This is a genomic window from Sunxiuqinia elliptica, assembly GCF_900113005.1.
GTDB classification, from domain to species: domain Bacteria; phylum Bacteroidota; class Bacteroidia; order Bacteroidales; family Prolixibacteraceae; genus Sunxiuqinia; species Sunxiuqinia elliptica.
Window position 1 is genome coordinate 882,688 of sequence record NZ_FONW01000001.1, and the last position, 16,225, is coordinate 898,912.

Below are 16,225 nucleotides of genomic sequence, written 5' to 3' on the forward strand. Positions count from 1 at the left end.
AATCATGAACCCTTTTTCTACTATCATTAAAAATAAAATTTTTACGAATGAAGATATTGATGTTGTTGGAAAGTAATTTTCCTCCAGATACGCGGGTTGAAAACGAAATTAATGTACTACTTGAAAGAGGACACGAGGTGCACATGGCGTGCGTGAAAACAAAACGGGATAGCCAAGAAAAAAAGTTTGGAAAGACGATTATTCATCGAATGGGCTTGAATGAGCTTGCGCGTAAATCAAGTGTGGCTGCTTTGTCTTTTCCGCTCTATTTTCAAGTTTGGAGAAAGTTTGTTCAACAGCTAATGGATAGCCATCATTTCGATGCTATTCATGTTCATGATTTGCAGTTGGCAAGAATTGGCTACGAAATGAAGAAAAGATATGGCGTTCAGTTTGTTCTCGATTTGCATGAAAACTGGCCTGCTCTGTTAAAAATATCGGAGCATACGAAATCTTTTCTGGGGAGTTTTTTGTTTTCTGAGAAGCAATGGAAGAACTACGAGCGCAAGTATGTAAGACTCGCCGATAAGGTCATTGTGGTTGTGGAAGAAGCAAAGGAACGAATTCAATCGCTAGGTGTTGCTCCCGATAAGATCTATGTTGTTTCCAATACGCAAAATTTGGAGGAGTTTAATTTTGAAATTCCGGCTAAAGAACACGATAAAGTTGTATTCACCTATGCCGGGGGGATTACTTTTCACCGTGGACTGCAGTATGTATTGAAAGCGGCAGCGCAGTTAGATGCTCTCGATTTTGAGATTCGGATTGTTGGTGCTGGACGATTTTTGGACAAGTTGCAGGAGTTGGCTAAGGCGTTGAGTATCGAGCAAAAAGTGCATTTCTTGGGATGGCAAAACAGGGATGCGCTGCTGAAAATTGTTTTTGAGTCCGATGTTGCTTTAATCCCACATATAAAAAGTGCGCATACGGATTCTACAATTCCTCACAAGTTGTTTCAGTATTTGTATGCAGAGAAACCAATTTTGGCCTCGAACTGTTGTCCGATTGAACGAATTCTCAAGGAGACCGGAGGAGGCTGGACGTATTCGTTTGATGATGTCAATGAGTTGGCGATGATTATGCAACAAATAATTCAGAAAGAGTATCAGCTGAAGGACTTTGCAAATGGTAAAGAGGCTGTTTTGACAAAATATAATTGGAATGTAGATAAAGCTAACCTACTAGAAGTATATCAATGAATAAAGTAGATCGTTTTCGATTTGAGAACACCCATAAGTTTCTTTCTAAATACATAACAAACGAGGAGCAGATTTTGGATTTGGGAACTCCCAATCAATTGTCCGATTTTCTGATTAATAAAGGATTCAAACTACAAAATGCAGCTGGCTTTGATTTTGATTTGAATCCGGAGCAAGTCAATCAATATGGCTATGATGTGTTGACTGCTTTTGAGGTGCTGGAACATTTGGTTGCTCCTTTTGGTATTTTACAGCAAACGAAAGCCAGGAAGTTGGTGGTAACAGTTCCGTTAAGGCTGTGGTTTGCTCCGGCTTATCGGAATGTGAATGACCCTTATGATCAGCATTATCATGAGTTTGAAAGTTGGCAGTTGGATATGTTACTCGAAAAGGCGGGATGGACGGTTAAGGACAGCGAGCAATGGACGCCACCTTTTCAGTTTAATGGTGTGCGGTCAGTTTTGCGCGCGGTTACGCCAAGGTTTTATGCTGTTTATGCTGAGCGAAAAGCTTAGTTCTTCGATGGCTTGAGTACGGATTCAATCCTCTTCCATAGTTCTTTCTTTACGGTTTGAACCTCTTCAGATATTGGAATAAGACTAAAGAAGATTACACTGAGCGTGGTGATTACTGTTCCTCTGATGAAAATATCGAGTATCAGATTTTGCTGGGGGATAAAACGTTGAAGGAAGTAAACAGCGATAAAGAAACCAATAGCAAGTAAAAAGCGGTAGTTGAAGGGCTGCAGCTTGTATTTTCGGTACAGGAAAATGAAGCGCATTAAATTGTTTAAAAAGAGTGCCGAAGCAATTGCGATAGCTGCTCCTGTGATTCCCCATATCGGGATTAGTGCTAGCAAAAGCGCCAGAACAATTACAACCAACGACAGCATGAAATAAAGAGAAACCCGGTAATGGCGGGAAAAGGCAATAACTTGTGCATTGGCTCCTGTTAGCATATCAAACAGGTAGCCAATTCCAATAAAGAAAATAACCCATTTGGATTGCAGGTAATCGTCGCCTAAAATGCTTAAAATGTTGTCAATATTAGCCCAAATTCCTAAAAACAGGAAGCTTCCAATAATGAACTGGTTAATACAGCTTTTGTAATAGATTGACTTTATCTTATCGAGATCATCATCTTTCCATGCATCAGCAATTAAGGTTCCGGCGATTTTTAATAAGGGACGTGAGGGGATGACAACCAGTGTTCCAAAATAAAAAGCAATGGTGTAAACTCCAGTCTCGCTGAGGTCTAATAGTTGGTTGATAATGATTTTATCAATGTTGAAAACGAGCATGGAGCCGAGCCCGCCAAGTACAGAGAAAATGGCAACACTTACAATCTCTTTTTTTAAAGGCTTGGTTAAGAATTGAAAATCAGGTTTAAAAGTAAGTTCTTTTTTGTTGTACAGGTGAATCAGCATGATGATTCCTTTAGCGCTAACAACCAAGGCATAGCCAAGGACTAATTGATGAAGGGAGATCAGCTGAAAAGCAAACAATAGGGTGATTAGAAATAGGCCTACCCGTTGGGCAAATTCCTGCATAAACGTCCCAAAAACTGCATCGTACAGAAGCTTGTTGTAAGTATCTAGAAAGATAAACAACATGGTGAAGAAGGTTAACGGAACAAGCAGGTAGATGTAGTCTGCAAATAGCTTGGATTGCTCTTGATTGCTGGCTATTAAAGCTGGGGAGAAGATCAAGTAAGCAAGAAGGAACAAGGCAAAGCCAACGACAATAAAGATTGACGCAATGAACAGGAATCCGTGGTGACCTGTTTCTTTACTCCGGAAATGGGGAAAAAGACGCGATGCAACCCCATGAATTCCAAGCAGCGATAGCTGTCCGAACAGGGTGGAGTAGGCAATCAGCAAACCAAATAAACCAACCGTGTCTGTATCAAGGTAGTTGGGATAAAGGTAAGAGGTGGTTACAAATGCCACAAGTACCCCAATATAGGACCAGATACTACCTCGGATGGATTGTTTTATGATGATTCCCATTTGTGCCGGATTCAGTAATTATTTCCTTACTTTTGTTTCAGTTTAAAAAAACGGAGTAACTTTTAATTCATTATGACAAAGATAAAAGGCAATCGCAATATATGGATTGGTTTTGGAATTATCCTGTTCTTTATTTTAATCTCATTCATTTATTTTTCGCCCCAATTAGAAGGTAAACAGTTGGATACCCACGATATTAGCATGTATAAAGGTGGGGCCAAAGAATTGAATGATTTTCGGGATGAAACTGGAGAAGAGGCACTATGGACCAACAGCATGTTTGGTGGTATGCCGGGCTACCTGCTGTCAACAAAATATCCAGGGAACCTGGTTGCTAAGGTGCAGGCTTTTATCAATGTGATTCCGCGTCCGGCACGCTACCTAATCCTGATGTTGAGCTTGTTCTTTGCAATGTTGTGGGTGTTGAGGGTAAATCCGTGGGTAAGTGCGGTAGGAGCCTTGTCTTACGGAATGTTCACTTTTTTCTTTGTGATTATTGGAGCAGGGCATATGTCGAAAGCCCACACCTTAACTTATATGGCGCTTGTTGTTGGAGGCGTTTTGCTTGCGTATAAGCGGAACCGATGGCTTGGGAGCTTGTTGGCTTCGATTGGACTGGCTTTGATGTTGACTGCCGGTCATCCTCAAATGACCTACTACGCAGGAATAATGGTGGCCATTTTGGGTGTTGCCTATTTGGTTGACGCCGTTCGTGAGAAAGCAATTCCAGCCTTTTTAAAGACTTCATCACTCTTGGTGGTTGCAGCTTTGCTGGCTGTTGGAACTAACTTTGGCAATTTATATACCGTTTATGAATACGGAAAATATTCGATTCGTGGCGAGTCGGAGTTAACACCGGATGAAGACCAGACTTCAGGCTTGGATAAGAGTTATATTTTGGATTACAGCTACGACTTGGGTGAAGCAATGACAGCCTTCATCCCTCGGTTTAAAGGGGGCGGTATGGCAGAGCCTTTGGGCGAGGAGTCGCATGTCTACCAATTTTTTGAAGCCAACCAAGGAAAGGCACAAGCCAAGCGAATTAGTGAGAGTTTGCCTTTGTACTGGGGGAGCCAGCCTATTTCTTCTGCCCCTTTTTATTACGGAGCAGTACTTTGTTTTTTGTTTGTTCTGGGCTTGTTTGTGGTGAAAGGGAAAGACAAATGGTGGCTTGCAGGAGTTGTTGTCGCTGCGTTTTTGTTATCACTCGGGAAAAACTTTCCGGGCTTAAGTCATTTTATGATCGATTATTTTCCGGGTTATAACAAGTTCCGGGATGTGAAAAATATTATTGTCATTCAACAGTTTGCCATGGCATTTTTGGGCGTGTTGGCTGTTCGTGAGTTGTATTTAAAAAATTTGACGCCCAAAGAGCTGGAAAAAAGGCTGAAATATGCATGGATTGTTGTGGGTGGTTTGGCGTTGGTTTTCGCTCTATTGCCCGGCTTGGCAGGGAATTTTACTGCGCCTTCGGATGCCCGTTTGATGCAGGCTGGATGGCCAGAGCAATTGATGGATGCATTGCGTGCCGATCGTAAAATGGTTTTGCGGACGGATGCTTTTAAGGCCTTCCTTTTTGTGACCTTGGCAGCCGGAGTTATTTGGCTATACCTCAAGCAGAAAATAAAGGCAACTTATGCTTTGCTTGCCTGGGCTGTTCTTATTTTAGTTGATGTTTGGCCAGTCAATAAGCGCTATCTGAACAATGATGATTTTGTTTCTTCCCGTAAAGTTGAAACGCCGTTTGTGGCGAGTACTGCTGATCAAGAAATTTTGAAAGATACTGATCCGGATTATCGGGTGTTAAATATGGCTGTAAACCCATTTGCTGATGCAGCAACCTCATACTTTCATAAGTCCATTGGCGGTTATCACGGAGCAAAAATGCAACGTTACCAAGAGGTTATTGAGCACCATATTTCTCCAGAAATGCAACAACTCGGAACGCGCCTTCAAAGTGTGAAGACACAAGCCGATGTTGAGCAGGTTTTTGAAGGGCTGGGGGCGATCAATATGCTGAATACGCGATATGTCATTTACAATCCAGAAGCTGGGCCTCTGTATAATGAGCATGCTTTGGGAAATGCTTGGTTTGTTGAGGAAGTTGACTTTGTAGGTAGTGCCGATGAAGAGATTGCTGCTCTTGGTGAAATTGATCCGTCTGCTACAGCCGTTGTCGATGAGCGCTTTTCAGAAGCGCTAACAGCGGTGAGTTTTAATTCAGGAGAGCAACCGGTCATTAAGTTGGAAGAATATCAACCAAACTATTTGAAATACGAGGCGAATGTGTCCAGTGGAACGCCATTAGCTGTTTTTTCAGAGATCTATTATCCAAAGGGCTGGAATGCATACATTGATGGGAAGTTGGCTGAACATGTTCGCGTTGACTATATTTTGAGAGGGCTGCCAATTCCTTCGGGCAAACATACAGTTGAATTTAAGTTTGAACCAAAATCATATGCCATTGGGAATAAGGTGTCATTAGCCAGTTCATTGATCCTTATTTTGTCCGCTTTGGCGCTAGTGTTTTTCGAATTCAAAAAAAAGGCAAAACATGAAGAAGAAACGTCCGGCGAGGCTTAAACGCCGTTTGGTCCGATCTTACTTAACTTCCACCATTAGCATTGCGTTAGTTCTGTTTTTGGTGGGAATGCTTTCACTACTCTTGTTAAATGCTGATCGTCTGTCGGATTATGTCCGCGAGCATGTTGGTTTTACGCTAGTGCTGAATGAAAATGTTCGGGAAGCTGAAGTGTTGCGCTTGCAGAAAATACTGAGTGCGACCGACTATGTAAAAGCGACAAAATACGTGGATAAAGAAGAAGCTGCAGAGCAGTTAACCAAAGAGTTAGGGGAAGATTTTGTTGGCTTTTTGGGTTTTAATCCCCTGTTTTCATCGGTCGATGTAAAGCTGAATGCAGCCTATATGCAAGCTGATAGTCTCATCATTTTAGAGAATAATTTTTTAGCGCATTCCCAAGTGAAAGAGGTTTATTATCAGCGGGATTTAGTTCGTATTATCAATGAAAATGTGAAGCGAATCAGTTTATTTTTGCTTGTGTTTTCAGTGCTTTTGTTGGTTATCTTTTCAACCTTAATCAACAATACAATTCGGATTGCAATTTATTCGCAGCGGTTTATCATTCATACCATGAAACTGGTTGGAGCCACCCGCTCGTTTATCCGGCGCCCCTTTATCCTGAAAAATATTGGGTATGGAATTCTGGGGGCTTTCCTGGCTAACTTGGGCATTTTGGCTTTGGTATTTTCGTACCGGCAGGACTTTGAGGGTATTTTGGATATTCAGCAACTTCATACGGTCGGAATTGTTTTTGTGGTGGTGCTGGGTTTTGGTATTTTTATTTCTTGGGTTTCGACCTACTTGTCGGTTAATAAATATTTGCGGATCAGGTACGACGAGTTGTTTTACAGCTAATATTTCAATCATTGCCTTTCGGTGGAAAACTTAAGCTGTATGCAAATTGTTACATTTTGGCAATATTCAAAGGCAAGAAACAGTTATTAGAAATAGATTTTTTACTTTCGTAGAAGTTTAAAGAAAAGGTTATGTCAAAAAATAGTCAGGAAACACAGAAAGAAACGTTTGCCTTAGGCAAAGAAAACTATAAACTCCTGTTAATTGGCTTCGCAATTATTGTTATCGGTTTTATTTTGATGGTAGGTGGAAAAAGTGAAGATCCTACAGTTTTCAACCCGGAAATTTTCAGTTTCCGAAGAATTACCTTGGCTCCTTTGGTGGTTCTGTTTGGTTTTCTGTTTGAAATATATGCCATCATGAAACGTCCTAAAGATAACGTCTAGTCAATGACTGCATTACAAGCTTTTTTATTGGGAATTATTCAGGGGTTGACTGAATTTTTGCCCGTGAGTTCCAGTGGCCACCTCGAAATTGGTCACGAATTATTGGGTGTAGAAGGACACAATAACCTGTTGTTTGCAGTTGTGGTGCACGGAGCTACAGTCCTAAGTACGCTGGTTGTTTTCCGAAAAGATATTTTATCCTTGCTGAAAGGCCTGTTCGCTTTTCAATGGAATGAAGAAACCCGCTATGTATCTTACCTATTATTGTCGGCAATTCCTGTTGGCGTGCTGGGAGTTCTTTTTAAAGACCAGGTTGAAGCACTCTTTACTGGTAATCTTGTTTTTGTTGGAGCCATGTTATTGGTGACTGCCCTTTTGTTGTCTTTTACCTACTTTGCTAAATCGCGGGAGAAAAAGATTGGTTGGCTCGACGCTTTGATTATTGGTGTTGCTCAGGCCATGGCTGTTATGCCTGGTATTTCACGAAGTGGATCAACCATTGCAACCGGCCTGTTGCTCGGTAAAAAGCGTGAAGACATGGCCCGATTTTCATTCTTGATGGTGCTAATCCCTATTTTGGGTGCAAACTTTTTGGATATCGTAGGTGGCGAAATAAGTGCTGAAAGTTCAATTGGAGTCTTGCCCCTAGCAGTTGGCTTTGTCGCTGCTTTTGTGTCTGGCTTGCTGGCTTGTAGCTGGATGATTAAGATTGTGAAGAAGGGGAAACTTATTTATTTCGCAGCTTATTGTCTTCTTATCGGCTTAATTGCTATCTTTGCAGGCTGAAAAATAGACTTCCAGATTTCTGGTAAAACATTAATTTAAAAAGAGTTTAAATGGGCGAAGAACCCAAAACGTTTGACTTTGTCAAGGGAGAAGTGCTGCTTTTTGATAAAGAGTTGGATTGGACTTCCTTTGATTTGGTTCAAAAAGTACGCAATAAACTTTGTCGCGCACTTGGCATCAAAAAGCTGAAAGTTGGTCATGCCGGAACCTTGGATCCAAAGGCTACCGGGCTGATGATTCTGTGTACAGGGAAAGCAACAAAGCAGATTGAAACGTTTCAGGCAGGAGAGAAAGAGTACGTAGCGACGCTGAAACTGGGAGCGACAACGCCATCTTTTGATTTGGAGACCGAAGAAGATGGACAATATGAAACTGCCCATATTACTCAGGAAAAGGTGAATGAGGTACTGGAGCAGTTTTCCGGAGAAATTGAACAAGTTCCTCCGGTTTTTAGTGCTGTTAAAGTTGATGGGAAAAGAGCCTACACCCATGCCCGAAAAGGAGAAGATGTGAAGTTGAAGTCGCGCACGATTACAATTCGCGAATTGGAGTTGATTGCCTTCTCTCCCGAAGAGATCCAACTACGGGTGGTTTGCAGCAAGGGAACATACATTCGCTCGTTGGCTCGTGATATTGGGAAAGCACTGAATAGTGGCGCCTATCTTGTAGGCTTGAGACGAACTAAAATCGGCAGTTTTTGTGTTGAAGACGCATTCTCTGTCAATTATTTTTTAGAAAATATGGAGCAATTTGTAACAAATTGAAAAATACTCCGTAAAAGGTGACTTTGAATTATCAAAAAAAAATTCATATATGAAGCTATCCAAGTTCAAATACAAACTGCCAGAAAATCAGATTGCTCTGCATCCTGCCGACAATCGTGATGAGTCGAGAATGATGGTTTTGCATCGGGAGAGTCGAGAAATTGAACACAAACTATTTAAGGATATTACCGATTATTTTGATGACAAAGATGTCATGGTGTTTAACGATACCAAGGTATTTCCTGCACGTTTGTATGGGAACAAAGAAAAAACCGGAGCAGAGATTGAGGTTTTCCTACTTCGTGAATTGAACCGGGAACAACGTCTTTGGGATGTTTTGGTTGATCCAGCTCGGAAAATCAGGATTGGAAACAAACTTTATTTTGGCGAAGATGATATGTTGGTTGCTGAGGTAATCGATAACACAACCTCGCGCGGACGTACGCTGCGTTTCTTGTTTGACGGGCCTTACGATGAATTTAAGAAAACTCTTTATGGTTTGGGCGAAACTCCGCTACCCAAATTCATTCAACGCCCTGTTCAGCCAGAAGATAAAGATCGCTACCAAACCATCTTTGCAAAGCACGAAGGAGCAGTTGCTGCACCTACTGCTGGATTACACTTTAGTCGTGAGCTGTTGAAACGCTTGGAGATTATCGGTGTTGATTTTAGCTATGTTACCTTGCATGTTGGTTTAGGAAACTTCCGAAGTGTTGATGTTGAAGATTTGACAAAACACAAGATGGACTCAGAGCAAATCTGGATTAAGGAAGATGCTTGCAATGTTGTAAATGACGCCAAGACAAACAAGAAAAATGTTTGTGCGGTAGGAACAACGGTGATGCGGACTTTAGAAAGTTCAGTATCTACTCAGGGACACCTGAAGCCATTTGAAGGATGGACAAACAAATTTATTTTCCCTCCTTATGAGTTTAGTGTGGCCAACAGTATGGTGACCAACTTCCATTTGCCGATGTCGACTTTATTGATGATGGTTGCTGCTTTTGGAGGCTATGACTTTGTGATGGAAGCTTATCAAGAGGCAATTAAAGAAGGTTATCGCTTTGGAACGTATGGCGATGCGATGTTGATTTTATAAGAATCACTGATTAAGATATAGAAGAAGGCTGCCTGAATGGTAGCCTTTTTTATTGATCAATGACGACGAACGGTGTTATTTTTGTAACTTGAAAGGCGTGTTTCTTCCATTCAATTTTTTCTTGAATAGGAATTAGCCAGTTTATTTGATGTGAAATCGTTTAAAAATAAATGCATGAAAAAGCGGATTTTTCTAGTCGTACTAATTGCCGCATTGCTAGGCGGTGGCTATTATTTGAATTTGTTAATGCCAATTATTACCGGTTATGCGGCAAAGAACTTGGCATCCGGAGTTTTTGTTGCCGGAAGAAGCCAGGAAGCGATGGAGCAGGAGGATTTGAATTTTTCATTTATTGCCTTAACCAATAATACCGTTGCTTGGGAGAAGAAAGAAGTGGTTAGCCGTTTTTTATGGGGAAAGTCAGAGGCGATTTTTCTAGATGATTTTGGTTGTTCCTTGGTCAAAGAGTTTGCTCCCGAGACGATCCGAAATTACCCGTTTCAAGCAGTTGAGCCAGAGCCAAGCAAGCCGGATGAATTAGATTGGCCTATGGGGAACCGTTTGGCTGACACCATTCCGGAGGGTGTTAATTTGCCTAAGCTAAATCAGGCCGTAGCCATGGCTATGTCCGATAGTATTCCTTATAAGGGAACGTTTGCTTTGATGGTGGTTTACAAAGGCCAGCCTGTTGCGGAAGCTTATCGGGACGATTTTAACGCAGATAGCCGATTTTTGAGTTGGTCTATGGCAAAGAGTTTTACCAATACGCTTATCGGACTTCGTGTAAAAGAAGGTAAAATAGTAATCAATGAGGCATTGGGAATTCAGGAGTGGCAGCAGGATGAGCGTAAAAATATTACCTTGAATCACTTAATGCAGATGAACAGTGGCTTGGAGTGGAACGAGGGCTATGGAAATTTGTCTGATGTGACAGTCATGCTCCATAAGGAAGGCGACATGGGACTTTATACCCAGCAAAAGGAATTGGCTTATCCTGCCGGAACGCATTGGCTCTATTCCAGTGGATCAACAAACGTGGTTTGCCGCGAATTAAGAAAGTCCTTTTCTGACGAAGAGGCTTATTTTGCCTACCCTCGGAAAGCACTTTTCAACCCGATTGGAATGACCAGTGCTATTTTTGAGGTAGATGCTTCAGGGACTTTTGTCGGCTCTTCGTATTTGTACGCAACCATGCGTGACTATGCCCGTTATGGCCTGCTTTATTTAAATGATGGCCGTTGGATGGGAGAACAGCTGTTGCCCGAAGGTTGGGTGGACTATACCCGACAAGAGGCTCAAGGTTCTGATGGACGCTATGGATCGTGCTTTTGGTTGAACCTGTCGGGAGACTTTCCGGATGCCCCCAAGGACATGTACCTGTGTAAAGGACATGACGGACAGTTTATCTGTATCATTCCCTCACGTGATTTAGTGGTTGTTCGAACAGGCTATTCCAAGAAAGGGGAGTTTGACCTGAATGGCGTACTAAAAGCAATCTTGGAGAGCTTGGAATAGACCTTAGATCAAAGACATAAATAGTAAAAGTCAACCAGGGAGTCGCTCACTGATTGACCACTGAAATCTTCAAAATTGTCTGAAAATCTATTGTCTGATATCTATTAGTTGAAAATTACTCAACTTGGTAGTTGTAGAAGCTGTTGTCTTCATTTCCAACAACCAGGTTGAAATAAGGATTGCTGCGGTTAAAGTATCCAATCGAGAAATCAGTGTTTCCATGCAATGGGAAGCCATTGTAGAGATTGCCATCTGAGTTTAGCAAATACACCCTATTCTCGCTGCGGCAAACCACTCCTATTTTTTTGTCATTATTGCCAAATGTATAGCAATTGGGTTTATTCGAAATAGGGTAGTCAAACTCGCGGTCAAAGATTTTTTTGCCTTTGTCGGTGTATGCATATAACTGTTTTTCATCCGCAATAATAAAATCGGTTTTTCCATCACTATTCAGATCAGCTACTTCAAAATAGTGGTTTTTGCCAGCACCTTTTGTTTTTACAGTTTCGTGCTGTCCGTTAAAGTATTGCAGGTAGATGGTGCCATTAATGTCAGTTGTGGCAATGGCTTGCTGCTTCGCTTGCACCAGGTATAATTCATTGTTTGAATGCTCAAATCCAGCACTGGTTTTTACACGAATACTTCCTCTGCGGTCAAGGATGTAGGTTTTGTAGTGGTCAGCACAAACGATATAATCTTTTGAGCCCACCCGGAAATGCTTAACAGGAGTGGTGACGGTTCCGTCAGTACCTTTAAAATCCCATCCGTTGACAAGTTTCCCATCTTTGGTGTAAGCATACACTTTTTTGTTTTCGCAGGCAATGAAAAAGCGATAATTGCGGCTGTTGTCGTAATCAAAAACCGCAACTCCATTGGTTGCCGGAGACCGGAAGTTAATGGGGTATCGGGCTACATTATTCCCTTCTCGATCAATTAAATGCAATTGATTTTTAGTGTTGAACAGGTATTGTAACTTCCCATTGCGGTAATAATCGACCTGGTAAATCTCACTTATGATTTTTCCTGGAAGTTTTACTTTCCAAAGGGTAACCCCTTCCTTGTTAATTAGGTAGAGGTTGTTTTTATTATCCTGAATGATGACCTCTTTATTGGCTTTGTCGTTGTGATTGATAACCAGCTGCGGTTTTACAGCTACGGTAGAGTCTAATTTACTTTGCCATACCGTTTGAGGTTCTTCTTTCAGTACCGGATCATATTTGAGGTAAACGCTATTTAAGAAGTTGCCAGAGTTGCTCGAGAATTGCCAACCCAATGCGTGAAATTTCCGCATAGCCTGCTCATTTTCTTCCAGGCCTTTAGCAATGTTTTCATTTAAATAGTATGGCGCTAAGTAAAAGGCTTTTGAAAAGTTCAGGTAGAAGTAAAAGCTCGACCGGTTAACCTGCTGCTCGTTGAATCGCTGAAACTGAATGTCATTTTCCAGGGTTTCGGATAGCACCAAGTCATGAATGTAACTCTTTAAAGCAGCACTGTTATCGGCAAAAATCAAATAATTGTCGTAAAAGCACAAGAAGTGACTTTCAATGCCTGAAAAAGCTTGGCCAAAAAGTAACTCGGGTAAATCGATAAATGGAAATTGGTAAATGGTAAACGAACGATCATTTAAAATCTGATAATTGCTTTGCCTTTCCTGAAGCGTGGTTTTCTTGGCTTTAGCGTACCTTTCCAAAATGGGGATTAACTTCTCCTTAGCCAAGGATTGTCCTTTCACTTCTGCAATAAAAAAGCGATTGGCAGTGGGCGTATTTTGTGTTACCGTTCCAAATGCAATGGCAAACTCATTTTGAGCAATTTCTGCAAAAAGTTTGGTAAACGGAACCTTGCTGTAGCGCTCAATGTTTTTAAGTTTGGTTTCACGATTATAATAAAGTCCTTGCTTTTTAAGGTAGTCTTCGTAATCAGTATTGAAAAGCTCTAAATTTTCCAGAGCCAGATTGATAAACAGACTGGTGTTAGCCGATAAAACTTCCGTTAATTCAGTCCGTTCTGCTTTTTGACGGCGAAAGATATTCAAGTAGTTGTTGTTCGAGTCGTTAGAAAAGCTAAATCCATTCAGAAGCAATTCAGATTCCTTGATGGTTACATCCAGTTCAGACCAATCGGCAAAGCTGGCAAACAGTTGAACCTGTTTTCTGAAAGCACGAGGAACAGCTTTGTTGACAAAAGCAGGGAAACGCTCATGGTTGAGGTAAATGTTGAAATCTGAACTCGTACTCACGGTTTTATAAAGCTCCGTTAGTTGTTGGTCATCCATTAGATTTTCAGCACTGATCTGCCGAATGGCTTCTTCAACAAATAAGGCATAGCGGCTAAAAAGAAGAATGCCTTCTTTAAATGCAAAGTGAAAAGTAGCTTCTCCTGTTTTTAGCTGGTAGATTTTTTCATCATCGTAATTACGCTCAGACAGTTTCCCGCTTTGTCCAGCCAACTGGTTGAAGTAATTTAATAGGCTGGCTTTTTCTTTTTTATCATTCAGGCTTGATGCAAACAAGCACCCGATATTGTTTTTGCCTTCAGAGTTAAAGGCAATTAAGGCCGATTTGCCAGCAAGTGTTTTACGCAGAATGTCACTGGTCTCAAATTGTCCTTTCAAACTGCGAATATCAGTATAAAAAGACTTGAGATCTTCAACTTGTTTTAGCTCTGTCGTTAGCGGGCTGTCTGCATCCACCTGTTCCAAAAACGATTTTAATTTTGGAACCTCTACAATGAGCGGAGTACGGACAGGAATGGCCCGAAAAGCTGAATTCTCAGTATAACTTTGTGATTGCGTGCCTAAAAAGAAATAGGCAGCACCCAAAATCACAACTAAAACAAGAATGGCAGGTACTAGTAACTTGCGCATAATATGATTTTTTTTATCAAAAGTAACAAGAAAGTCAAGCAGCTGCTAAAAAAATGGAACCCTAATTTAAAATGATTTATTAACGTCCTATTCTTAATTTCTCCGGATCGGATCTTTTATTTTCGTTGATGAACCTCGTTGGAATTGACAATTTTATAAAGCTTGTCTGATCGCCGGATGGTTTGATCCAATTTGATTGAGAACCGTTCGCCCTTTTGAGTTTGGTCAACAGGCTTCAAATCAACGCGAATCTCTTCAACCTTGGCTTCTACCACTCCGGTTGTTGGTCCTGTAACCAAAATTTGGTCACCCACCTGGAGTTTACCGGTTTCCATTTTAAACTCAGCCACACCGAGCTTCGAGAAATAGTTCATTCCTTTTCCCAGGTAAAGCTTTCGCTTGGTAGCAACTGATCCGTAGTTCTTGCTCCACTCGCCCAAGCGCTGCCCTAAATAGTAACCATCCCAGAAACCTCGGTTGAAAACCGTGGTTAACCGTTCGTCCCAAGCGGCTATTTTTTCATCGGTAAAACTTTGGTCAAAATAAGCATCAGCGGCTTCGCGATAACATTCGACAACTGTTTTGACATATTCCGGAGACCGTGCCCGGCCTTCAATTTTAAGAACTGATACACCCGCATCCAGCACTTTGTTCAAAAAATGGATGGTTTTTAAATCTTTTGGCGACATGATGTACTCGTTGTCGATCTCAAGCTCTGCACCCGTTTCCTGGTCGGTTACGGTGTAAGCGCGGCGACAGGTTTGCATGCAGCTTCCGCGGTTGGCCGATGAGTTCATCTCGTGCAAACTCAGGTAGCATTTCCCGGATACAGCCATGCACAACGCACCATGAACAAACATTTCAAGTTGAATAAGTTTCCCGGCTGGGCCAGTAATCTGTTGTTCCTTGATTTGTTTGCTGATCTCCCAAACTCGTCCAAGATTCATCTCGCGGGCAAGAACGATCACATCTGCAAACTGAGCATAAAATTTAACGCCTTCGATGTTGGTGATATTCAATTGGGTTGAAATGTGTACTTCAACACCAATATTGCGGGCATAGGAAATTGCAGCAATATCGCTGGCAATAATGGCTGAAATACCTGCCTCTTTCGCCGCATCAATCACTTGGTGGAGTTTGTCCAGTTCATTATCAAAAATGATGGTGTTTACTGTCAAGTAAGTCTTAACGCCATGCTTCGATGCTTTTTCCGCGATCTTTCTCAAATCGTCCAGCGTAAAGTTGTTGGACGAGCGAGCTCGCATGTTAAGCTGCTCAACACCAAAGTAAACTGATCCGGCCCCACCTTGGATTGCTGCAGCCAGCGATTCATATGAACCAACTGGTGCCATAATTTCAACTGCTTGTCTTTCCATCCCGTTTTCTGTTTTGAGCAGGCAAAAGTACTAAAAATTACACCAATTTGAATGAGGACAGAAACTTAAGTCAGGGGATTGAAAAAACCATATGAAAACTGCCTATCCAATGAGCTAAACTTTGGTCTGTTCATCTTCGAAAGAGGTTCTTTTTCTTTCAATATTTGCTATTTTTGCTTGATCTACAAGTAAAAAGGTGTTAGATGGGAGTCAAGGTCGAAATAAACCGAGCATTGAAAAAGGGTTCCAGAGAGGTCTTTCAGCAAGTGTTTGATGAATACTACGAAATGCTTTTGCACATCAGTATGCAATACTTGTCAGAAGAAGATGCCAAAGAAGCTGTTCAGGAAGCCTTCCTGAAGCTGTGGGAGAATCGGAAACAAGTAAAAGAGGACGCCAATATCCGGAACTTTCTTTTTACCATCGTTAAAAACAACTGTTTGAATATGATCAAACGACAGCAGGTTGCGTTGAAAAACAAAGCCCCTTTGATGTGGATTGAGATGCATTATGAATACGAAGCAATCGCTAAACTTGATTATACGAATTTAGAGTTTGAGGAATTGAAGGAGCGGGTTGAAAATGCAGTGGAGCGTTTGCCGGGACAATGTAAAACGGTTTTTATGCTGAGTCGTTATCGTCACTTGAAAAATAGTGAGATTGCCTTGGAACTTGGTGTTACAGAGAAAACAGTTGAAGCACATATTACCAAAGCGCTAAAGATCTTGCGCCACGATTTGAAAGATTACTTGCCTATTTTAATTGCCCTCAACTTCTTGTCGTAGAGGAA

General features: G+C 41.5%; 13 protein-coding genes. 10 read left to right on the forward strand and 3 right to left on the reverse strand.

Annotated elements, in window-relative coordinates; genetic code table 11:
• The first annotated feature begins 47 nt into the window (after window positions 1-47).
• Window positions 48-1,199 (forward strand): glycosyltransferase family 4 protein, encoded by a 1,152-nt coding sequence (locus tag BM156_RS03535; RefSeq protein WP_093918428.1) that lies wholly within the window; start codon window positions 48-50, stop codon window positions 1,197-1,199.
• Entirely contained in the window at window positions 1,196-1,714 is a 519-nt protein-coding gene (locus BM156_RS03540; RefSeq protein WP_093918429.1) for a methyltransferase domain-containing protein, read from the forward strand. Before BM156_RS03535 ends, BM156_RS03540 begins: the two co-directional genes overlap by 4 nt.
• Here BM156_RS03540 and BM156_RS03545 read toward each other — a convergent pair.
• A complete protein-coding gene (locus BM156_RS03545) occupies window positions 1,711-3,207 on the reverse strand; it encodes a lipopolysaccharide biosynthesis protein (RefSeq protein WP_093918430.1) in 1,497 nt (498 codons plus the stop codon). The genes BM156_RS03540 and BM156_RS03545 overlap by 4 nt on opposite strands.
• Window positions 3,208-3,279: 72 nt before the next feature.
• Between BM156_RS03545 and BM156_RS03550 the strand changes: the two genes are divergently transcribed.
• The 7 genes from BM156_RS03550 (at window position 3,280) to BM156_RS03580 (ending at window position 11,193) form a co-directional block, all read left to right on the forward strand.
• Window positions 3,280-5,790 carry a YfhO family protein gene (locus BM156_RS03550; protein ID WP_093918431.1) on the forward strand — a complete coding sequence of 837 codons (2,511 nt, stop codon included), beginning with the start codon at window positions 3,280-3,282 and terminating at the stop codon, window positions 5,788-5,790.
• On the forward strand, window positions 5,762-6,643 hold the full coding sequence (locus BM156_RS03555) for a cell division protein FtsX (protein ID WP_093918432.1): 882 nt from the start codon (window positions 5,762-5,764) through the stop codon (window positions 6,641-6,643). Before BM156_RS03550 ends, BM156_RS03555 begins: the two co-directional genes overlap by 29 nt.
• A gap of 131 nt (window positions 6,644-6,774) precedes the next feature.
• On the forward strand, window positions 6,775-7,029 hold the full coding sequence (locus BM156_RS03560; RefSeq protein ID WP_093918433.1) for a DUF3098 domain-containing protein: 255 nt from the start codon (window positions 6,775-6,777) through the stop codon (window positions 7,027-7,029).
• Window positions 7,030-7,032: 3 nt separating this feature from the next.
• Window positions 7,033-7,815, forward strand: a complete 783-nt coding sequence (locus BM156_RS03565) for an undecaprenyl-diphosphate phosphatase (protein ID WP_093918434.1) — start codon at window positions 7,033-7,035, stop codon at window positions 7,813-7,815.
• Window positions 7,816-7,865: 50 nt separating this feature from the next.
• Window positions 7,866-8,579 (forward strand): tRNA pseudouridine(55) synthase TruB, encoded by a 714-nt coding sequence (gene truB, locus BM156_RS03570; RefSeq protein ID WP_093918435.1) that lies wholly within the window; start codon window positions 7,866-7,868, stop codon window positions 8,577-8,579.
• A gap of 49 nt (window positions 8,580-8,628) precedes the next feature.
• Entirely contained in the window at window positions 8,629-9,678 is a 1,050-nt protein-coding gene (gene queA, locus BM156_RS03575) for a tRNA preQ1(34) S-adenosylmethionine ribosyltransferase-isomerase QueA (RefSeq protein WP_093918436.1), read from the forward strand.
• Between the two features lie 174 nt (window positions 9,679-9,852).
• Window positions 9,853-11,193 (forward strand): serine hydrolase domain-containing protein, encoded by a 1,341-nt coding sequence (locus BM156_RS03580; protein WP_093918437.1) that lies wholly within the window; start codon window positions 9,853-9,855, stop codon window positions 11,191-11,193.
• Between the two features lie 115 nt (window positions 11,194-11,308).
• On the opposite strand, the gene BM156_RS03585 is transcribed toward BM156_RS03580, so the two are convergent.
• Together BM156_RS03585 and BM156_RS03590 are read right to left on the reverse strand one after the other, a co-directional pair.
• Complete coding sequence (locus BM156_RS03585) at window positions 11,309-14,059, reverse strand: hypothetical protein (protein ID WP_093918438.1); 2,751 nt, start codon at window positions 14,057-14,059, stop codon at window positions 11,309-11,311.
• Between the two features lie 116 nt (window positions 14,060-14,175).
• Window positions 14,176-15,435 (reverse strand): peptidase U32 family protein, encoded by a 1,260-nt coding sequence (locus tag BM156_RS03590; RefSeq protein WP_212733398.1) that lies wholly within the window; start codon window positions 15,433-15,435, stop codon window positions 14,176-14,178.
• Window positions 15,436-15,638: 203 nt separating this feature from the next.
• Between BM156_RS03590 and BM156_RS03595 the strand changes: the two genes are divergently transcribed.
• Complete coding sequence (locus tag BM156_RS03595; RefSeq protein ID WP_093918439.1) at window positions 15,639-16,220, forward strand: RNA polymerase sigma-70 factor; 582 nt, start codon at window positions 15,639-15,641, stop codon at window positions 16,218-16,220.
• The last annotated feature ends 5 nt before the right edge of the window (window positions 16,221-16,225 follow it).